The organism is Ruegeria sp. BB5 (assembly GCF_056539405.1).
On sequence record NZ_JBQFUX010000006.1, the window covers coordinates 84,845 to 101,319 of the forward strand.

At 59.0% G+C, this 16,475-nt stretch carries 20 protein-coding genes; 14 read left to right on the forward strand and 6 right to left on the reverse strand.

The genetic code is table 11. The features are described 5' to 3' along the window. Positions 1-65 precede the first annotated feature (65 nt). Entirely contained in the window at positions 66-629 is a 564-nt protein-coding gene (hpf, locus tag ACR0DL_RS14610; protein WP_170351900.1) for a ribosome hibernation-promoting factor, HPF/YfiA family, read from the forward strand. 61 nt (positions 630-690) lie between these two features. Continuing rightward, positions 691-1,155 (forward strand): PTS sugar transporter subunit IIA, encoded by a 465-nt coding sequence (locus ACR0DL_RS14615; RefSeq protein ID WP_170351901.1) that lies wholly within the window; start codon positions 691-693, stop codon positions 1,153-1,155. 67 nt (positions 1,156-1,222) lie between these two features. Here ACR0DL_RS14615 and dalA read toward each other — a convergent pair whose 3' ends face one another. Further along, positions 1,223-1,738: a divisome-associated lipoprotein DalA gene (gene dalA / locus ACR0DL_RS14620; RefSeq protein ID WP_480689818.1), complete on the reverse strand. Its 516-nt coding sequence runs from the start codon at positions 1,736-1,738 to the stop codon at positions 1,223-1,225. Between the two features lie 169 nt (positions 1,739-1,907). Between dalA and ACR0DL_RS14625 the strand changes: the two genes are divergently transcribed. Both ACR0DL_RS14625 and ACR0DL_RS14630 read left to right on the forward strand, forming a co-directional pair. After that, entirely contained in the window at positions 1,908-2,507 is a 600-nt protein-coding gene (locus ACR0DL_RS14625) for a L,D-transpeptidase (protein WP_170351903.1), read from the forward strand. A gap of 139 nt (positions 2,508-2,646) precedes the next feature. Further along, positions 2,647-2,829 carry a hypothetical protein gene (locus tag ACR0DL_RS14630; protein ID WP_010442520.1) on the forward strand — a complete coding sequence of 61 codons (183 nt, stop codon included), beginning with the start codon at positions 2,647-2,649 and terminating at the stop codon, positions 2,827-2,829. 76 nt (positions 2,830-2,905) lie between these two features. Here the strand turns inward: ACR0DL_RS14630 and hemH are convergent, their stop codons facing one another. Together hemH and ACR0DL_RS14640 are read right to left on the reverse strand one after the other, a co-directional pair. Continuing rightward, positions 2,906-3,955: a ferrochelatase gene (hemH, locus tag ACR0DL_RS14635; protein WP_480689820.1), complete on the reverse strand. Its 1,050-nt coding sequence runs from the start codon at positions 3,953-3,955 to the stop codon at positions 2,906-2,908. A gap of 57 nt (positions 3,956-4,012) precedes the next feature. Beyond that, a complete protein-coding gene (locus tag ACR0DL_RS14640; protein ID WP_480689822.1) occupies positions 4,013-4,843 on the reverse strand; it encodes a methyltransferase domain-containing protein in 831 nt (276 codons plus the stop codon). Here ACR0DL_RS14640 and ACR0DL_RS14645 point away from each other — a divergent pair. From ACR0DL_RS14645 to ACR0DL_RS14660, 4 genes are read left to right on the forward strand one after another with little or no spacing between them, the layout of a single operon-like run. Further along, on the forward strand, positions 4,824-5,588 hold the full coding sequence (locus tag ACR0DL_RS14645; RefSeq protein ID WP_226689707.1) for a ComF family protein: 765 nt from the start codon (positions 4,824-4,826) through the stop codon (positions 5,586-5,588). The genes ACR0DL_RS14640 and ACR0DL_RS14645 overlap by 20 nt on opposite strands. A gap of 37 nt (positions 5,589-5,625) precedes the next feature. Beyond that, positions 5,626-5,883: a glutaredoxin 3 gene (grxC, locus tag ACR0DL_RS14650; RefSeq protein ID WP_170351906.1), complete on the forward strand. Its 258-nt coding sequence runs from the start codon at positions 5,626-5,628 to the stop codon at positions 5,881-5,883. Then, entirely contained in the window at positions 5,883-6,713 is an 831-nt protein-coding gene (locus tag ACR0DL_RS14655) for a carbon-nitrogen hydrolase family protein (RefSeq protein WP_480689824.1), read from the forward strand. Before grxC ends, ACR0DL_RS14655 begins: the two co-directional genes overlap by 1 nt. Positions 6,714-6,727: 14 nt before the next feature. Continuing rightward, entirely contained in the window at positions 6,728-7,168 is a 441-nt protein-coding gene (locus ACR0DL_RS14660; protein WP_170351908.1) for a MarR family winged helix-turn-helix transcriptional regulator, read from the forward strand. 1 nt (position 7,169) lies between these two features. Here the strand turns inward: ACR0DL_RS14660 and ACR0DL_RS14665 are convergent, their stop codons facing one another. After that, positions 7,170-7,475 (reverse strand): YciI family protein, encoded by a 306-nt coding sequence (locus ACR0DL_RS14665; RefSeq protein WP_480689826.1) that lies wholly within the window; start codon positions 7,473-7,475, stop codon positions 7,170-7,172. A gap of 9 nt (positions 7,476-7,484) precedes the next feature. Beyond that, positions 7,485-8,231, reverse strand: a complete 747-nt coding sequence (gene ubiG / locus ACR0DL_RS14670; protein WP_170351910.1) for a bifunctional 2-polyprenyl-6-hydroxyphenol methylase/3-demethylubiquinol 3-O-methyltransferase UbiG — start codon at positions 8,229-8,231, stop codon at positions 7,485-7,487. A 48-nt stretch (positions 8,232-8,279) separates the two neighbouring features. Between ubiG and pip the strand changes: the two genes are divergently transcribed. The 6 genes from pip (at position 8,280) to infB (ending at position 15,567) form a co-directional block, all read left to right on the forward strand. Further along, positions 8,280-9,257, forward strand: coding sequence for a prolyl aminopeptidase (pip, locus tag ACR0DL_RS14675; protein ID WP_480689828.1), 978 nt, complete (start codon positions 8,280-8,282; stop codon positions 9,255-9,257). Further along, positions 9,254-10,075: an ABC transporter substrate-binding protein gene (locus ACR0DL_RS14680; protein ID WP_480689830.1), complete on the forward strand. Its 822-nt coding sequence runs from the start codon at positions 9,254-9,256 to the stop codon at positions 10,073-10,075. The genes pip and ACR0DL_RS14680 overlap by 4 nt, the downstream gene beginning before the upstream one ends. 159 nt (positions 10,076-10,234) lie before the next feature. Further along, positions 10,235-10,825 carry a ribosome maturation factor RimP gene (rimP, locus tag ACR0DL_RS14685; protein WP_170351913.1) on the forward strand — a complete coding sequence of 197 codons (591 nt, stop codon included), beginning with the start codon at positions 10,235-10,237 and terminating at the stop codon, positions 10,823-10,825. Further along, the gene (gene nusA, locus ACR0DL_RS14690) at positions 10,825-12,438 is read left to right on the forward strand and encodes a transcription termination factor NusA (protein ID WP_170351914.1); all 1,614 of its coding nucleotides are present in this window, start codon (positions 10,825-10,827) and stop codon (positions 12,436-12,438) included. Before rimP ends, nusA begins: the two co-directional genes overlap by 1 nt. A 22-nt stretch (positions 12,439-12,460) precedes the next feature. After that, on the forward strand, positions 12,461-13,084 hold the full coding sequence (locus ACR0DL_RS14695) for an RNA-binding protein (RefSeq protein ID WP_480689832.1): 624 nt from the start codon (positions 12,461-12,463) through the stop codon (positions 13,082-13,084). Positions 13,085-13,092: 8 nt separating this feature from the next. Further along, positions 13,093-15,567 (forward strand): translation initiation factor IF-2, encoded by a 2,475-nt coding sequence (gene infB / locus ACR0DL_RS14700; RefSeq protein ID WP_170379264.1) that lies wholly within the window; start codon positions 13,093-13,095, stop codon positions 15,565-15,567. Positions 15,568-15,875: 308 nt separating this feature from the next. Here the strand turns inward: infB and ACR0DL_RS14705 are convergent, their stop codons facing one another. Next, positions 15,876-16,457 (reverse strand): GNAT family N-acetyltransferase, encoded by a 582-nt coding sequence (locus tag ACR0DL_RS14705; protein WP_170377254.1) that lies wholly within the window; start codon positions 16,455-16,457, stop codon positions 15,876-15,878. Between the last annotated feature and the right edge of the window lie 18 nt (positions 16,458-16,475).

Below are 16,475 nucleotides of genomic sequence, written 5' to 3' on the forward strand. Positions count from 1 at the left end.
CCGATAAAAACACGTGCGTCGCGTAACGTGACGTAAGAATGGGTGTGAATTGTGAAGGAGATCACATGCGTTACCAAATCAGCGGAAAACAGATCGACATCGGCGCGGCGCTGCAAACTCACGTGCAGACCGAACTGGGCGAGGTTGTGGGCAAATATGCCCAGCGCCCAACAGATGCCAACGTCGTCTTTTCCCGTTCAGCGCATGAATATGTATGCGAAACCACCGTACATCTTTCTACGGGGCTGACGGCGCAGGCCAAAGCTCATGCAACTGAAATCTATGCAGCGTTCGAAGGTTGCTGCGACAAGATGGAAACACAGCTGCGCCGGTATAAGCGGCGTTTGAAGGATCACCACAAGGATCGGTCTGAGCCTGTTGAACTCTTTGGGGCGTCGTCCTATATCCTCGCCTCTGACGAATCTGACTCGGCTGCCGAACCCGAATCTCTGCAGCCGATGATCGTGGCTGAGATGGAAACCAAGATCCCATCGCTGAGTGTTGGTGAAGCCGTCATGCAGATGGAACTGGCCGGCGCCCCGGTGCTGGTGTTCCGGAATGAAAACAAGGACGGATTGAACGTCGTTTATCGTCGGGAGGACGGTAATATCGGCTGGATCGATCCGTAACAGGCAAGAATAGCAAAGGCAGGCCCCTGCAAATGCGGGGGCATCGCCATGGAGCGTAATCATGGAGCTTTCGAGCATATTGAAGCCCGAAGCAGTTCGCGTACTGTCCGCCGCTTCCAGCAAGAAGCGGTTGTTTCAGGAAATTGCGGATGTGGCTGAGGCAGCGTTGGGCCTTGATGCCCAGATTGTTGTCGAAGGGCTGCTGGAACGGGAAAGCCTGGGGCCGACTGGTGTGGGTCATGGCGTGGCTTTGCCGCATGCCCGTATGGCTGAATTGGAAAACGTTTCAGGCGTGTTTGTCATGTTGGAAAAACCGATCGATTTCGGATCGGTTGACCGCCAGCCGGTCGATATCGCCTTTGCCCTGTTCGCCCCAGAAGAGGCCGGGGTGGATCATCTGAAAGCACTGGCGTTGGTGTCCCGCACCCTGCGTGACACCTCGGTCTGCGCCAAGTTGCGGGCCAACCCGGACCCGGTCAAGTTGTATGCGATTTTGACCGAAGCGCAGTCTATGCAAGCGGCCTAAGCCTTTAAGGATATGAAAAAAGCCCCCGGTTTTCCGGGGGCTTTTTCGTTTTCGGATGGGGTTGCGGTTAACCGCCAGCGCCCATTTCCAGCGTCCACCAGATTTTCCCGCCACCTTCCTGATGCCATGCAAAACCCATCTGCGTGGCCTTGGGGTCCAAAATCACCGAGCGCGGACCAGGTTCCTGCATCCAGGCGGCCAGCGTTTCGGTTTCGGTTTCATAGGTCTCGGAAATTGCTTCGCCCAGGAACGTGCCAAAATAGCCCACGCGCTGGGCGCGGTCGATTGGCGATGATCCGTCCGACCCAAAATGCCATGGGCGGTTTTGCCGTGCCATGTCCTTGGCGTGGGTGGCGGCCGCGGCATTAAGCTGCGAATTCAGCTGCACTGACTGCAAGCCCTGCGCCTGACGCAGTGCGTTGACCGAATCAAGCATGCGGAACTGCAGTTTTTCAGGATTGCCCCGGATTTTGTAGACGGTCGGCAGCGGCCGGCCATCCGATCCATATGTCGGGGTGCTGCTGGGTGTACATGCGGCCAGCGCAAAAAAGCAGGTAAACAGTAATGAAATAATACGCGTCATGATCGACCTGATGATTGTGTTAATCTACGGCATAGCGTGACAGACCGTCTTGAGCAAACGCACAATGGACCCGTTCTGCGTGATTCTGCCGGTTTGATTTGCGACTGAAGCATTCTGGCAATAGAATACGACAGATTTTCAGACTGGCCTTAGCAAAGGACCGCCCCTCATGGTCAAGAAACACATTCATGTAGCTTCCCGTCGCGGATTCCTGGCCGGGGCTTCAGCCCTGCTGGCCTCACCTGCGATTGCGCAATACATTCCCGGCGACCCGCTGCGCCCCGCACCCGAGGCGGAACCCAATGTGCGGCGAAATATCTCGGGCTTTCGTGCGTTGGATTGGCAACCCTATTTCTCGAACACAAATAACGGGGCCATTTTGGTCGATACCGTCTCGCGCGCGTTACATTACTGGTCCGACGACCAGCGGGTGTATAAACTTTACCCCTCGTCCGTACCTCTGACCGAGGAGCTGACGCGCCGTGGTCGTACAAGTGTGATCCGCAAAGTCGAGGGTCCGAGCTGGTCACCCACGCCTTCGATGAAAAAGCGCAACCCCGAATGGCCGGATTATATCCCGCCGGGTCCTGATAACCCATTGGGAACGCACGCTTTGTATCTAAGTTGGAAGTATTATCGCATCCACGGAACACATGACACGCGCAAAATCGGCCGCCGTTCGTCGAATGGGTGCATCGGTTTGTTCAATGAGGATATCGCGGAACTGTTTTCAATGGCGAAGGTCGGCACGCAAGTGTTGCTAATTTGACGACATTTTCGCGCACGAACCCGCTTGCGGCGCAAGTTGCAATTGCATTCCAGTCGGATAGCTGGTTAGAAAAAAACACGAGGTAAGTCTTGGGTGTGCGGTTTCACTATTCGGAACCGTGCAAATTCTGGAGGTTAATATGAAGAAACTCGTTCTCGCCGCTGCACTGACTGCTGCTGCTTCGACCGCTTATGCCGGTAACCTGGAAGAGCCGGTTGTTGAAGCACCGGTTGTTGTAGAGGAAACTCAAGGTTCGTCGCAGGGTATCATCCTGCCGCTGATCCTGCTGGTCGTAGTTGCCGCAGCTGTTGCAGCAAGCTAATTTGACGAGCGTCATCTAGAGAAAAGGCGGTGGAGCGATCCACCGCCTTTTTTCATGCCTGATTGATGGGTGCTGCTTAGTCCAGCCAACCCTTCAGATTGTCTTCGATCACCCTGCCCAATGCCGCGATGTGCGAATCATCATCGTTGAGGCAGGGTATATAGGTAAAGGTTTCACCGCCCGCCTCTTCGAAGCTTTCCTTGATTTCTTCGTTGATCTCTTCCAGCGTTTCGATGCAATCGGCGGAAAACGCCGGTGCGATCACGGCAATGTTTTTCTTGCCCTGCCGCGCCAACTCGGCCACGTGGTCGACCGTATACGGCTTCAACCATTCCTCAGGCCCGAATCGCGATTGGAAGGTTGAAACAAGCTGATCGTCCGACCAATCCAGCCGTTCCTTGAGCAAGCGCGAGGTTTTTGCGCATTGGCAGTGGTATGGATCGCCCTGCTGCAAATACCGTTCCGGCATCCCGTGATAGGAGCAAACCAATATATCCGGCTTGGCTTCCATCGCTGCATAGGCCTGTTCCACCGACCCGGCCAGAGCGTCGATATAGGCGGGTTCATCGAAATAGGCAGGTACGGTGCGGGCGGCCGGTTGCCAGGCTTCATCCATCAGCGCGCGGAAGAATTGATCATTGGCGGTGGCCGTCGTCGCGCCCGCATATTGCGGATAAAGCGGGAAGAACAGGATGCGGTCGCAGCCCGCCGCCACCATTTCGCGCACTTTCGATTTGGTCGACGGGTTGCCGTAGCGCATGCAGAAATCGACCAGCACCTGATCGCCATAACGCGCCTGCATCGCGTTGCGCAGCTTAGCGGTCTGGTCCTTGGTGATCGTCATCAGCGGGCTTTCGCCCTTGTCGTGGTTCCAGATCGATTTGTACGCTTCGCCCGAGCTAAACGGGCGTTTGGTCAGGATGATTCCCTGCAGGATCGGTTGCCATTTCCATTTGGGATAGTCGATAACGCGCTGATCCGACAGAAACTCGTTCAGATACCGGCGCATCGGCCAATAGCTATAGTCGTCCGGTGTGCCAAGATTGGCCAGCAGGATGCCGACGCGGCCCATTTTGACCTTGGGGTGGTCCGCAGGGGCATGATCGGGGCGAGTGGCGTCAAACATTTCGAGCTTCCTGAGAGTTCTCTGTATCTGGCTGAGATAACCGGAAATCTCCGGTCGTCAATTGGACAGTTTGCCTTCTTTCGTTCCCAGCGCCTCGGCCAAGCGCGCCTGCGCTGATCCCGGACGCAATGGTTTTTGCTGGCTGTCATCGGGTGACCAGCCGGTCAGGCAAATCAATTCATAAGTGGAGGACAAACGCCCCTGCGGTGTCGGGAAGTGATCGGCGTAAATCTGCTGCGCCCGGGCAAAGACCTGCCGCTGTGTGGCGTGTTTCATGCGTCCGGACAGGCTGTTGGTCTCTCCCATCGCGCGCAGATCATGCATCAGATGGGTCAAGTCGCGGTATTCCGCCGTCAGACGAGCGGTATCGGCAACCGGCAGCGCAAGCCCCGCGCGTTGTAGTAACCCGCCCAGATCGCGCAGCTCGGCCATCGGGGCGATACGGGGGCTGAGGCCACCTGTGACCTCAATCTCGGCCTGCCCAAGGGCGGCGCGTAACTCGTGCAGGGTTTCACCGCCGAGACACACCACCAGCAGCAAGCCGTCGGGCTGCAGGGCGCGGTGACATTGGATCAGCTGCCCCACCGGATCATTGGCCCAATGCAGCGCCATGGCGTGAACCACCAGATCATGCGCTCTGGGTGCCAGGTCTAGAACCTCGTCATCCGAAACGATCTGTGCCTCCGGCAAAATGTCCTGCCAGATATGCGCAAACGGCGTCACAATCGCTGGGGCCGTAAAGGTTTTATTAACCATGGAGAGCCGATCCTGCACCTCATCCACCGCGGCGCGATGCAAAAACAGCGCCTCGTCCCGCGCGCGGGCACGGTGTCGGATCAGGGCTGGGCGGTCGAACAGAGAGGGTGCGTTGGACTCAGGCAGTTTCATAGGGCGCAACTACCGCATATGGCAGCGGATTCAAACCGCTGTCGAGTTGATCTATCCACCGCGATGTCTGGGATGTGGTGAATTGACCGAAGCGGATTTCGGCCTGTGCGGCGCTTGCTGGCGCGACACACCTTTCATTGGCGGAGTGGTATGCGAAAGCTGCGGGGTGCCCTTGCCGGGCGAGGTGGATGGTCACCGGATCGAATGCGATGACTGCATGAAAACGGCTCGCCCCTGGCAGGATGGTCGGGCTGCGCTGATGTACGATGGCAAGGCGCGCGCCTTGATTCTGGCCTTGAAACACGGCGACAGACCTGAGCTGGCAAAGCCAGCAGCTCGGTGGATGGCGCAAGCCGGGCGGGATCTATTTCGCGACAACATGCTGATCGCGCCTGTGCCCCTGCACTGGTCCCGTTTGATCAAGCGGCGGTACAACCAGTCGGCATTGCTAGCCCAGCATCTGGGGCGGGAAACGGGAATTGAGGTGTGCCCGGACCTGTTGCACCGACGGGCACGAACGCCAGTTCTGGACGGGAAAACCGCTGCTCAGCGGGCGGAAACACTGGCCGGTGCGATCTCGGCGCATCCCAGGCAGGGGTCGCGCATTAAGGGACGGGATATCTTGCTGGTCGATGATGTCATGACCTCTGGTGCGACTCTGACAGCCTGTGCGCGTGCCTGCCATGCAGCGGGTGCAAATCATATTTTCGTGTTGGTACTGGCACGCGTTGCCAAGGATGCCTAATTCGCGGAAGATCACGCGAAACCCAAAGGGACGGAATATGAAACCGGTTGAAATCTACACCTCGCCGCTGTGCGGTTTTTGCCATGCGGCCAAACGACTGCTGAAACAGAAAGGCGTCGAATTCAAAGAGATCGACGTGCTGATGCACCCCAAGCGCAAGCCAGAGATGATCAAACGCGCAGGCGGCAAACGCACCGTGCCGCAGATTTTCGTCGGGACGCAGCATGTGGGCGGCTGCGATGACCTGTACGAACTGGACCGTCAGGGCAAGCTGGACCGTCTTTTGGCGGCCTGATGAAATCCGCGCTGCTGCAAATCACTTCGTCGGATAACCCGGCCGAAAATCTGGAAATGGTGCGCGCCATGGTGGCCGAGGCCGCAGATCATGGCGCGCGGTTCATTCTGACGCCCGAGGTGACGAACTGTGTGTCCACCAGCACGACACGGCAGCGCGACGTTCTACAGCATGAAGAAGACGACCAAACGCTGGCGGGCCTGCGAGATCAGGCCGCCGCGCTGGGCGTCTGGCTGCTAATCGGGTCTTTGGCCATCAAAACCCACGATGCCGATGGGCGTTTTGCCAACCGTTCCTTTTTGATCGACCCGCAAGGGCAGATCGTGGCGCGGTATGACAAGATTCACATGTTTGACGTGCAGGTCTCGGAATCTGAGACCTTCCGCGAATCCAAAAACTATCGCCCTGGCGGTAAGGCGGTGCTGGTCAAAACCGATTTCGGCACGGTTGGTCTGAGCATCTGTTATGACATCCGTTTCCCACATCTCTATGCCGCTTTGGCGCAGGCGGGGGCGCAAATTCTGACCATTCCAGCGGCGTTTTCGCCGGTCACCGGCGCGGCCCATTGGGAATCACTGCTGCGGGCGCGGGCGATTGAAACCGGCTGTTGGGTGCTGGCCCCGGCACAGACCGGAGAGCATCCGAAAACCCGCGGCAGAACGCGTCAAACCTACGGTCACAGCATGGTTGTGGCCCCGTGGGGAGAGGTCGTTGTCGACGCAGGGGACGATCCAGGCATTCACTTTTTCGATTTGGATGATAGTTCTGTGTCAGAGGCGCGCCGTCGGGTGCCCTCGTTGACTCACGTGCGGCCTTTCGACGGGCCCTGATCCAGAACCGGACCATGACTGACGAACATAATGCCCTTGCGGTCACGCTGTTCAGCGAGATCCTGACCGCCGATCAACTATTGCGCAACCGGCTGAGCCGGGTGCTGCCCAAGGGCATGGAAATCTCGCATTTCTCGGTGCTGAACCATCTGGTGTTCGTGGGGGATGAGCGCAGCCCCGCGCAGCTGGCCAATACGTTCCACGTGACCCGAGGGGCGATGACCAACACCTTGGCCAAACTGGAATGGGCCGGATACATCCACATCCGCCCCGACTGGGACGACGCCCGCCGCAAGATGGTCGCGATCAGCCCCGCTGGTCGTCGTGCGCGCGATCAGGCAATTTCGTCGATTGCGCCGCTGATCAACCGCGTCGTTGGAGAGCTGGGGCTGGAGCGTGTCCGCAGCACGCTGCCGGTGCTGCGGGATTTGAGAATTCGACTCGAAGACGAGTAAGTCAGGCTTTCAAAGCGGGATGCAGGTTGGACGCCCGGAACTCGGTCACGCGAAATTTGGCAACCTTTTCCTGTGCGAACGGGTCATGTTCCAGATACTTCTCAGCCTCCTCCCGGCTGTCGGCGGTCATCACGATCAGGCCGCCACTGCGTGGAACCTTTGGCCCGGACATCAGGAACCGGCCATCTTTATAAGACGCGTGTACAAAATCCATGTGCGAGTCGATTACGGGTTCCACCTGATTCATTGGTACAATGTATTCGATGTCTACGACGAACAGGCTGCTACCTTCGAGGATTACTGACATAAAAAGTCCTTACTCTGGGCGAATGCTGGCTGTGACGTAATTGACGCTCAGATCCCGGTCCGAGATCGACCAACTCCAAAGAATCGGGTTGAATACGAACCCCTTGCGGTCCACCGGCTCCAGCCCGGCTTGGCGCAGCAGGTCGAACAGCTCATCGGGGGTGATGAACTTGTTCCACTCATGCGTACCCCGCGGCAGCCAGCGCATGACGACCTCGGCCCCGACGATCGCCATAGCATACGATTTCGGGTTGCGGTTGATGGTGGAACAAATCTCCAACCCGCCGGGTTTCAGCAATTGCCGCGTTGCGGTCAGATAGGACAGCGGATCGGCCACGTGCTCGACCACTTCCATGTTCAGCACCACATCAAATTGCTCGCCCGCCTCGGCCAACGCCTCGGCAGTGGTGTGGCGATAGTCGATGTCCAGCCCGGACTGTTCCGCGTGGATGCGCGCAACGGGCAGGTTGCCCTCGGCGGCGTCGGCGCCCACGACCTCGGCCCCAAGGCGCGCCATCGGTTCGCTCAGCAGCCCTCCGCCGCAGCCGATATCCAGCAAACGCAGGCCCTGAAACGGATTCGGCGCGGTCAAATCCCGGTCAAATTCGCCCGCGATCTGCTGTGTGATATAGTCCAGACGGCACGGATTCATCATGTGCAGCGGTTTGAATTTCCCGTGAGGATCCCACCATTCTGCGGCCATCGCTTCGAATTTTGCGATCTCGGATGGATCCACAGTGTTCGGATGCGCTTGCATTCCTGTCTCCGTATGCTCTTTTACGTTTAAGGACTATATAGGGCCATAATGGACAAGTACCCGGACCAAAAGCGCGCAGTGCAATATCTGTACCCGCCGATCGACCCGTTCGATCAGCGCATGGTGGATATGGGCGAAGGGCATCGCATTTATATGGAACAATGCGGCAATCCAAAGGGGATACCTGTTGTGGTGCTGCATGGCGGGCCGGGCGGCGGCTGCAGCCCGGCGATGCGCCGTTATTTCGATCCCAGCGTCTATAGGGTGATTCTATTCGATCAGCGCGGCTGTGGCCGGTCGCGGCCCCATGCGTCTGTGACCGACAATACGACATGGCATCTGGTGGCCGATATCGAACGGTTGCGCACCCTACTGGATATCGATGATTGGACAGTGTTTGGCGGCAGTTGGGGTGCGACTCTGGCGCTGATCTATGCACAGGCGCACCCGGATCGTGTGAACCGTCTGGTGCTGCGCGGCGTGTTCCTGGCCACGCAGGCCGAGCTTGATTGGTTCTATGGCGGCGGCGCAGGCAAGTTCTGGCCCGAGCAATGGGCGAAATTCACCGCTCTGCTGACCGAGGCTGAGCTGACCGACACGATCGCTGCTTATAACAAACGCCTGTTTTCGGGGGATCGGGCCACGGAAATCCTGTATGGGCGGGCCTGGTCCGCGTGGGAGAACGCGCTGGCGTCAATTCATGCCCAAGGCGGGACGGGGGAAAGCCCTGGCGAATATGCGCGGGCCTTTGCGCGGCTTGAGAATCACTATTTCATCAATAGCGCCTTCCTTGAGAAGGACGGTCAGATTCTGGACCAGATGGACAAGATCGCTCATATCCCCGGCCATATTGTGCAGGGTCGCTATGACATGATCTGCCCACCACAGGCCGCGTGGAATCTGGCCGAACGCTGGCCCAATGCCGAACTGAAGATGGTCCGCAACGCAGGCCACGCCCTGTCTGAACCCGGTATCAGCGCCGAGCTGGTCCGGATCATGGATCGCGTGGCCGAGGGGGTGGTATGACCCGGATTGACCGTCGTGCTCTGTTTGCCTCGGGTGCTGCCGCAGCTTTGCTGGCGGCCACGGGGGCGTCGCTGGCGGATACGCCTAAGGCCGGAGGTGCGCTGCGGCTGGCTGTGCCACGCGATGACAGCTTGGAACAGGTGGCTCGTGGGGCGGTGTTCGATACGCTGACCGAAATTGCCCCAGATGGCACCTTGCGCGGTGAGCTTGCGACGGGTTGGCACACGGACGCGGATGCGCGGGTCTGGCAGTTCGATCTGCGCGAGGGTGTTACCTTTCACGATGGCGTGCCGCTGGACGTTGCGGATGTGATGGCAGTTCTGGGCAATGTTGGGCGGGTCGAAGCCGTATCGCCCAATCAGGTGCAGCTTGAACTGGCTGAGGCAAATCCGGGCCTGCCGTTCCTTCTGGCCGATAGCCGGTTTGTCATCACCCGCAACGGGCAAGGCGTGACGCCTTTACACGCGGCCAATGGTACCGGATGCTACCGCGTGGAACGCGCCGAGGATGATCGTCATTTCCTGGGCCGCAAGGTGCTCGGGCACTATAAGGACGGCAAGGCCGGGTGGGCCGAGACGTTCGAAATCATTGTCATCCCCGACGCCCGTGTCCGGGCCGAGGCGTTGCGCGACGGGTTCGTCGACGTGGCGGCGCTGCCCTCAGGCGGCGAGTTGAAAGGCCAGCGCGGGCTGCGTTTTCACCCAAGCGAATCGGATATGGCACTGGCCGTGGCCCCACATGTGGGCATGCCGCGCCAGATCGGGGCGGGCCGCGCACTGGACGATGGCCGCATCGCCGAACGGTGGTGGATGGCGTAAATCCAATCACGTCTTGCACCGGGGGTTGCAGATTCGGGAAACCCTGCGTATATGCAGTTGCAACAGCGGCGTGTCGGGCTTCGGTCCGGGGCTCCACCGGAAATTTCGACGGGCCGCGCGCCCGTTTTTTTGTGCCCGTATGACAGGGTAGAGCACCTGATGACAAACGACCTGATAGCCAAAGCGGCGATTGATCGGCGGCTGGCCGAGATCATCACCCCCGTGATCGAAGATCTGGGGTATGAGCTGGTCCGCATCCGCCTGATGAGTGGCAAGACCACAACGATGCAAATCATGGCCGACAAGCCTGATGGCGGCATCGAAGTGGATGATTGCGCCGAAATCTCGAACGCGGTTAGCGCCACGCTGGATGTCGAAGATCCGATTCTTGACGCCTATACGCTTGAGGTTTCAAGCCCGGGCATTGATCGTCCTCTGACCCGTCTCAAGGATTTTGAGATGTTCGAGGGGTATGAGGCCAAGATCGAGACCGCCGAGCTGATCGATGGCCGCCGCCGGTTCAAGGGTGAGCTGGCTGGGATCGAAGGGGATGAGGTTCTGATCAACATCCCCGAAGGGTCCGAGACAATCACCATTGGTCTGCAATTCGACTGGCTAAGCGATGCCAAGCTGGTTTTGACCGATGACCTGATCAAGGAAATGTTGCGCCAGCGCAAAGACGCCGGTGCCCTGAACGAAAACGCTTTCGACGAGATTGAGACCGAAGGGTCCGAAGAGGAGACGAACTGATGGCAATCACCTCAGCCAACCAGCTGGAGCTGCTGCAGACCGCCGAGGCCGTGGCCCGCGAAAAGATGATCGACCCCGGTCTGGTTGTCGAAGCGATGGAAGAATCGCTCGCCCGTGCCGCCAAGAGCCGTTACGGCGCCGAGATGGATATCCGCGTCAGCATCGATCGCAAGACCGGCAAAGCGACATTCACCCGCGTTCGCACCGTGGTCGAGGATGAAGAGCTTGAGAACTACCAGGCCGAGATGACCGTCGAGCAGGCCAAGCAGTACATGGAGGCGCCCGAGGTCGGCGACGTCTTCGTCGAAGAGGTTCCCCCGGTTGAGATGGGCCGGATTGCTGCTCAGTCCGCCAAGCAGGTCATCCTGCAAAAGGTTCGCGAAGCTGAGCGTGACCGTCAGTACGAAGAGTTCAAGGATCGTGCGGGCACCATCATCAACGGTGCGGTTAAGCGCGAAGAGTTTGGCAATGTCATCGTCGATTTGGGCGGTGCCGAGGCCGTTCTGCGCCGCAATGACAAGATTGGCCGCGAAAGCTATCGCCCGAATGACCGCGTGCGTGCCTATATCAAGGAAGTCCGCCGCGAAGTTCGTGGCCACCAGATCTTCCTGTCGCGCACTGCGCCGGAATTCATGGCCGAGCTGTTCAAGATGGAAGTGCCGGAGATCTATGACGGCATCATCGAGGTCAAGGCCGTGGCCCGTGACCCCGGCTCCCGCGCCAAGATTGCCGTGATTTCGTACGATGGGTCCATCGATCCTGTCGGTGCCTGCGTTGGTATGCGCGGCAGCCGCGTGCAGGCCGTTGTGAACGAGCTGCAAGGCGAAAAGATCGACATCATCCCGTGGAACGAAGACCAGCCGACCTTCCTGGTGAACGCGCTGCAGCCCGCCGAGGTTTCCAAGGTGGTTCTGGACGAAGAAGCCGGCAAGATCGAAGTTGTTGTGCCTGAGGAACAGCTGAGCCTCGCAATCGGTCGCCGCGGTCAGAACGTGCGTCTGGCCAGCCAGCTGACAAATCTGGATATCGACATCATGACCGAGGCCGAAGAATCGGCGCGTCGTCAGAAAGAGTTCGAAGCCCGTACCCAGCTGTTCATGGAAAGCCTGGATCTGGACGAATTCTTTGCTCAGCTGCTGGTGTCCGAAGGCTTTACCAACCTCGAAGAGGTCGCCTATGTCGAGCTGGAAGAGCTGCTGGTCATTGACGGCGTCGACGAAGGCACTGCGCAGGAGCTGCAAACCCGCGCACGCGAATTCCTGGAAGCCCAAGCCAAGGCAGCGCTGGACGCAGCCCGTGCCTTGGGTGCCGAGGACAGCCTTATTGAATTCGAAGGCCTGACACCCCAGATGGTGGAAGCGCTGGCAAAGGACGACGTAAAAACGCTTGAGGATTTTGCCACCTGCGCCGATTGGGAACTGGCCGGCGGCTGGACCACGGTCGATGGTGAGCGAATCAAGGATGACGGTGTGCTTGAGCCTTTCGGCGTTACGCTGGAAGAAGCACAGGATCTGGTCATGACCGCACGTATCATGCTGGGCTGGGTCGATCCCGCCGAGCTGGAACAAGCCGAAGAAGATGGCGAAGCGGTAGACGAGGAGGCCGAGGCCTGATCTCAGGCCTCGGGGTGCGCGCATGGGTCGCGGTGGCGTCCATAAGGATCGGTCCGAAGGACCTGAACGCAAGTGCATCGCCACGGGCGACATTCAACCTAAATATGGGTTGATACGCTTTGTGGCGGGGCCGGACGGACAGGTCTATCCGGATGTTGCGGCGAAATTGCCGGGTCGCGGAGTCTATGTGGCGGCGGATCGCGCTGCACTGGACAAGGCCGTTGGCAAGAAGCTGTTCGCACGCGGGTTCAAAGCGCAAGTCAGCGTGCCACAGGATTTGACCGATGAGGTCGAAAAACAGGTTTCGCGCCGGGTGATCGAGCTGTTGAGCCTGGCGCGCAAGTCCGGTGACGCGGTCGCTGGGTACGAAAAGGTCAAGACATGGCTGGACCGGGAAGAGGCACAAGTGCTGATTCAGGCCAGCGATGGATCGGGGCGCGGCAAGTCGAAACTCAGCACGCCGCACTTTGGAAAATACATCGGTTGGCTGACCGCAGACGAGTTAGGACAGGCATTTGGGCGCCAAACCGTGATTCATGCGGCCATGGCCTCTGGTGGACTCGCCAAACGTGTTGTAGAGGAAGCGCAGCGCCTGCGTGGCTTGCGCGAAACGGATGACGGCGGCAGGGGCCGCGCGGAAGGGTAAAAAGCTTTATGAGCGAGAATGACGGCAAAAAGACATTGGGTCTTCGTGGTGGGGCACGCCCCGGAAATGTGAAACAGAGTTTCAGCCACGGACGCACCAAGAATGTCGTGGTGGAAACCAAACGCAAGCGCGTGGTGGTTCCCAAGCCGGGCGCCGGCAAACCGGGTGGCGGAGCAACGCCGTCGGGTGATCCGTCGCGTCGCCCTGCAGGTATCTCTGACGCGGAAATGGCGCGCCGGATGAAGGCACTGCAGGCCGCCAAGGCCCGCGAAGTCGAAGAGGCCGCAGCGCGTGAAGCCGCCGAAAAGGCGCGCGAGGAAGAACGCGCCCGTCGTCGTGCCGAGCAAGAAGCAAAAGAGCGCGAACAGCGCGAAGCTGAAGAGCGCGCCCGCGCCAAGGCCGAAGAGGAAGAGCGCAAGCGCAAAGAGGCGGCAGAATCCGCCAAACGTGCCGCTGCTGCCCCAGCTGCCGAAGAACCCAAAGCGGCGCGCGCACCGGCCAGCAAACCAGCCCCGGCCGCCACCCCGCGCAAGCAGGACCGTGAACGTGAACAGCGCGGTCGCGGCAAGGGCCGTGATGACAATCGTCGTTCCGGCAAGCTGACACTGGGTCAGGCCACCGGTGGCGAAGGTAGCCGTCAGCGCTCGATGGCGTCGATGAAGCGCAAGCAAGAGCGTGCGCGTCAAAAAGCCATGGGCGGCCCGGTCGAGCGGGAAAAGGTAATCCGCGACGTTCAACTGCCCGAGGCGATCACAGTATCCGAGCTGGCGAACCGTATGGCCGAGCGTGTGGCTGATGTGGTCAAATCGCTGATGAACATGGGCATGATGGTCACGCAGAACCAAACCATCGACGCCGATACCGCCGAGCTGATCATCGAAGAGTTTGGCCACAAGGTCACGCGTGTATCCGATTCGGATGTCGAAGACGTCATCAAAGAGGTCGAAGACAGCGAAGAAGATCTGCAGCCGCGTCCGCCGGTCATCACCATCATGGGTCACGTCGACCACGGTAAGACCTCGTTGCTGGATGCGATTCGCGATGCGCGCGTTGTTGCCGGTGAGGCTGGAGGCATCACCCAGCATATCGGTGCCTATCAGGTGAAAACCGATGGCGGCACTACGCTGACCTTCCTGGATACGCCGGGCCACGCGGCCTTTACCTCGATGCGTTCGCGCGGGGCTCAGGTCACGGATATCGTGGTGCTGGTTGTGGCTGCTGACGACGCGGTGATGCCGCAGACGATCGAAGCGATCAATCACGCCAAAGCGGCCGAAGTGCCGATGATCGTGGCGATCAACAAGGTCGACAAGCCGGATGCAAACCCGGACAAAGTGCGCACCGATCTGTTGCAACACGAAGTGATAGTTGAGAAAATGTCGGGTGAGGTTCAGGACGTCGAAGTGTCCGCCATCACCGGTCAGGGCCTTGATGAATTGCTGGAAGCCATCGCGCTGCAGGCCGAGATTCTGGAGCTGAAAGCCAACCCCGACCGCGCCGCCCAAGGTGCTGTGATCGAGGCGCAGCTGGATGTGGGCCGTGGCCCCGTGGCCACCGTTCTGGTTCAGAACGGCACGCTGCGTCAGGGCGATATCTTCGTTGTGGGTGAGCAGTACGGTAAAGTCCGTGCGCTGATCAACGACAAGGGCGACCGCGTCAAAGAAGCTGGCCCCTCGGTCCCGGTCGAGGTTCTGGGTCTGAACGGCACGCCCGAGGCCGGTGACGTTCTGAACGTGACCGAGACCGAAGCACAAGCCCGTGAGATTGCCGCTTATCGTGAACAGGCCGCCAAGGACAAACGCGCCGCCGCTGGTGCCGCGACCACCCTTGAGCAGCTGATGCAGAAGGCCAAGGAAGACGAAAACGTCACCGAGCTGCCGATTCTGATGAAAGCGGACGTACAAGGTTCGGCCGAGGCCATCGTTCAGGCGATGGAAAAGATCGGCAACGAAGAAGTGCGCGTGCGCGTTCTGCACTCGGGCGTTGGTGCGATTACTGAAACCGATGTCGGCCTGGCCGAAGCGTCGGGTGCCCCGATCTTTGGGTTCAACGTGCGTGCCAATGCTTCGGCGCGGAACACTGCGAACCAGAAGGGCGTGGAAATCCGTTATTACTCGGTGATCTACGATCTGGTCGATGACGTGAAAGCCGCCGCTTCCGGCCTGCTGAGCGCCGAAATCCGCGAAAAGTTCATCGGTTACGCCGAGATCCGCGAAGTCTTCAAGGTTACCGGCGTCGGCAAGGTTGCTGGATGTCTGGTCACCGAAGGTGTGGCGCGTCGTTCCGCAGGCGTCCGTCTGCTGCGCGACAACGTGGTGATCCACGAAGGCACGCTGAAGACGCTGAAACGCTTTAAGGACGAAGTGTCCGAGGTTCAGTCGGGTCAGGAATGCGGTATGGCGTTCGAGAACTACGACGATATCCGCGCCGGCGACGTGATCGAAATCTTCGAGCGCGAAGAGGTTACGCGTACGCTGGATTGATCCTGCTTTGTATGGGAAATGAAAACAGCGGCTCAATTGGGCCGCTGTTTTTTGTGAAATACCACGAACCTAAACTGTCTTGAACGAAATTTTCTGACTCTAATCCCGACCGCGCATAAGCAACTCCGACATTGCCACACGGTGGATCCAACATAACGTCCGCTTTGCGGGACATTCCCGACCTACGTAGCTCTCAGACCAACGACGGCTCTCGGGCGGTACAGCAAAAAATGAGTGTGGCGCCCTTGCGCAACGTTAGCCCAAAAGCGAGAGTAGCCTACACAAGGAAAGACCGATTTCGCGCGGCGTCACGACAGCGACTTGATGAGGAGAACCCAGTTTTCGGTCTCAGTCTCCCACCCATCTTTGGCGCATGGGGCTTTATCCAGCTCAGAGTATCCCTTTCGCTCGTATAGACGTCTCGCTCCCACGTTTTCATCGGCGACAATAACGCTCATTTTGTTGTAGCCCGCGTCTCGGGCTATCTCGTCGGCGACATCGAGTAGTCTTGAACCAAGTCCTTGCCCCCTGTTCTCTGGGTAACAAGCCAGAACATTCACATACCAGCTGTCTAACGCTTTGTTTTCCAGCTCCTGCAAGGGGCGGAACAACGCTGGGAAGTCATCTCCAATTTCTTCTGGTTCTGATCCGATCCCATAGCCCGTGAGCCCAGCAACTGCCCCGTTTCCATAGTCAATTACAACTACTTGCCTCTCTCGTGCCTTTTCGGCCTGTCGCGCGCGACCGACGGCCCAAGGATCCTCGCCATCTTGTGCCAGCCCGGTCCAGATATGGAGCGGCAGGCCTTCACCTGCAAAATTCACTAAGTCCGCAAGTGCATGGGCATCAGTTTCAACGGCCAATCTCAAAGGCTTTTCAAGTGGTATCACGTCTCGTACTCCAAAGAA

Coding starts and splice junctions, on each gene's coding strand:
- hpf (WP_170351900.1), top strand. CDS start 66: ATGCGTTACCAAATCAGCGGAAAACAGATCGACATCGGCGCGGCGCTG.
- ACR0DL_RS14615 (WP_170351901.1), top strand. CDS start 691: ATGGAGCTTTCGAGCATATTGAAGCCCGAAGCAGTTCGCGTACTGTCC.
- dalA (WP_480689818.1), bottom strand. CDS start 1,738: ATGACGCGTATTATTTCATTACTGTTTACCTGCTTTTTTGCGCTGGCC.
- ACR0DL_RS14625 (WP_170351903.1), top strand. CDS start 1,908: ATGGTCAAGAAACACATTCATGTAGCTTCCCGTCGCGGATTCCTGGCC.
- ACR0DL_RS14630 (WP_010442520.1), top strand. CDS start 2,647: ATGAAGAAACTCGTTCTCGCCGCTGCACTGACTGCTGCTGCTTCGACC.
- hemH (WP_480689820.1), bottom strand. CDS start 3,955: ATGTTTGACGCCACTCGCCCCGATCATGCCCCTGCGGACCACCCCAAG.
- ACR0DL_RS14640 (WP_480689822.1), bottom strand. CDS start 4,843: ATGAAACTGCCTGAGTCCAACGCACCCTCTCTGTTCGACCGCCCAGCC.
- grxC (WP_170351906.1), top strand. CDS start 5,626: ATGAAACCGGTTGAAATCTACACCTCGCCGCTGTGCGGTTTTTGCCAT.
- ACR0DL_RS14655 (WP_480689824.1), top strand. CDS start 5,883: ATGAAATCCGCGCTGCTGCAAATCACTTCGTCGGATAACCCGGCCGAA.
- ACR0DL_RS14660 (WP_170351908.1), top strand. CDS start 6,728: ATGACTGACGAACATAATGCCCTTGCGGTCACGCTGTTCAGCGAGATC.
- ACR0DL_RS14665 (WP_480689826.1), bottom strand. CDS start 7,475: ATGTCAGTAATCCTCGAAGGTAGCAGCCTGTTCGTCGTAGACATCGAA.
- ubiG (WP_170351910.1), bottom strand. CDS start 8,231: ATGCAAGCGCATCCGAACACTGTGGATCCATCCGAGATCGCAAAATTC.
- pip (WP_480689828.1), top strand. CDS start 8,280: ATGGACAAGTACCCGGACCAAAAGCGCGCAGTGCAATATCTGTACCCG.
- ACR0DL_RS14680 (WP_480689830.1), top strand. CDS start 9,254: ATGACCCGGATTGACCGTCGTGCTCTGTTTGCCTCGGGTGCTGCCGCA.
- rimP (WP_170351913.1), top strand. CDS start 10,235: ATGACAAACGACCTGATAGCCAAAGCGGCGATTGATCGGCGGCTGGCC.
- nusA (WP_170351914.1), top strand. CDS start 10,825: ATGGCAATCACCTCAGCCAACCAGCTGGAGCTGCTGCAGACCGCCGAG.
- ACR0DL_RS14695 (WP_480689832.1), top strand. CDS start 12,461: ATGGGTCGCGGTGGCGTCCATAAGGATCGGTCCGAAGGACCTGAACGC.
- infB (WP_170379264.1), top strand. CDS start 13,093: ATGAGCGAGAATGACGGCAAAAAGACATTGGGTCTTCGTGGTGGGGCA.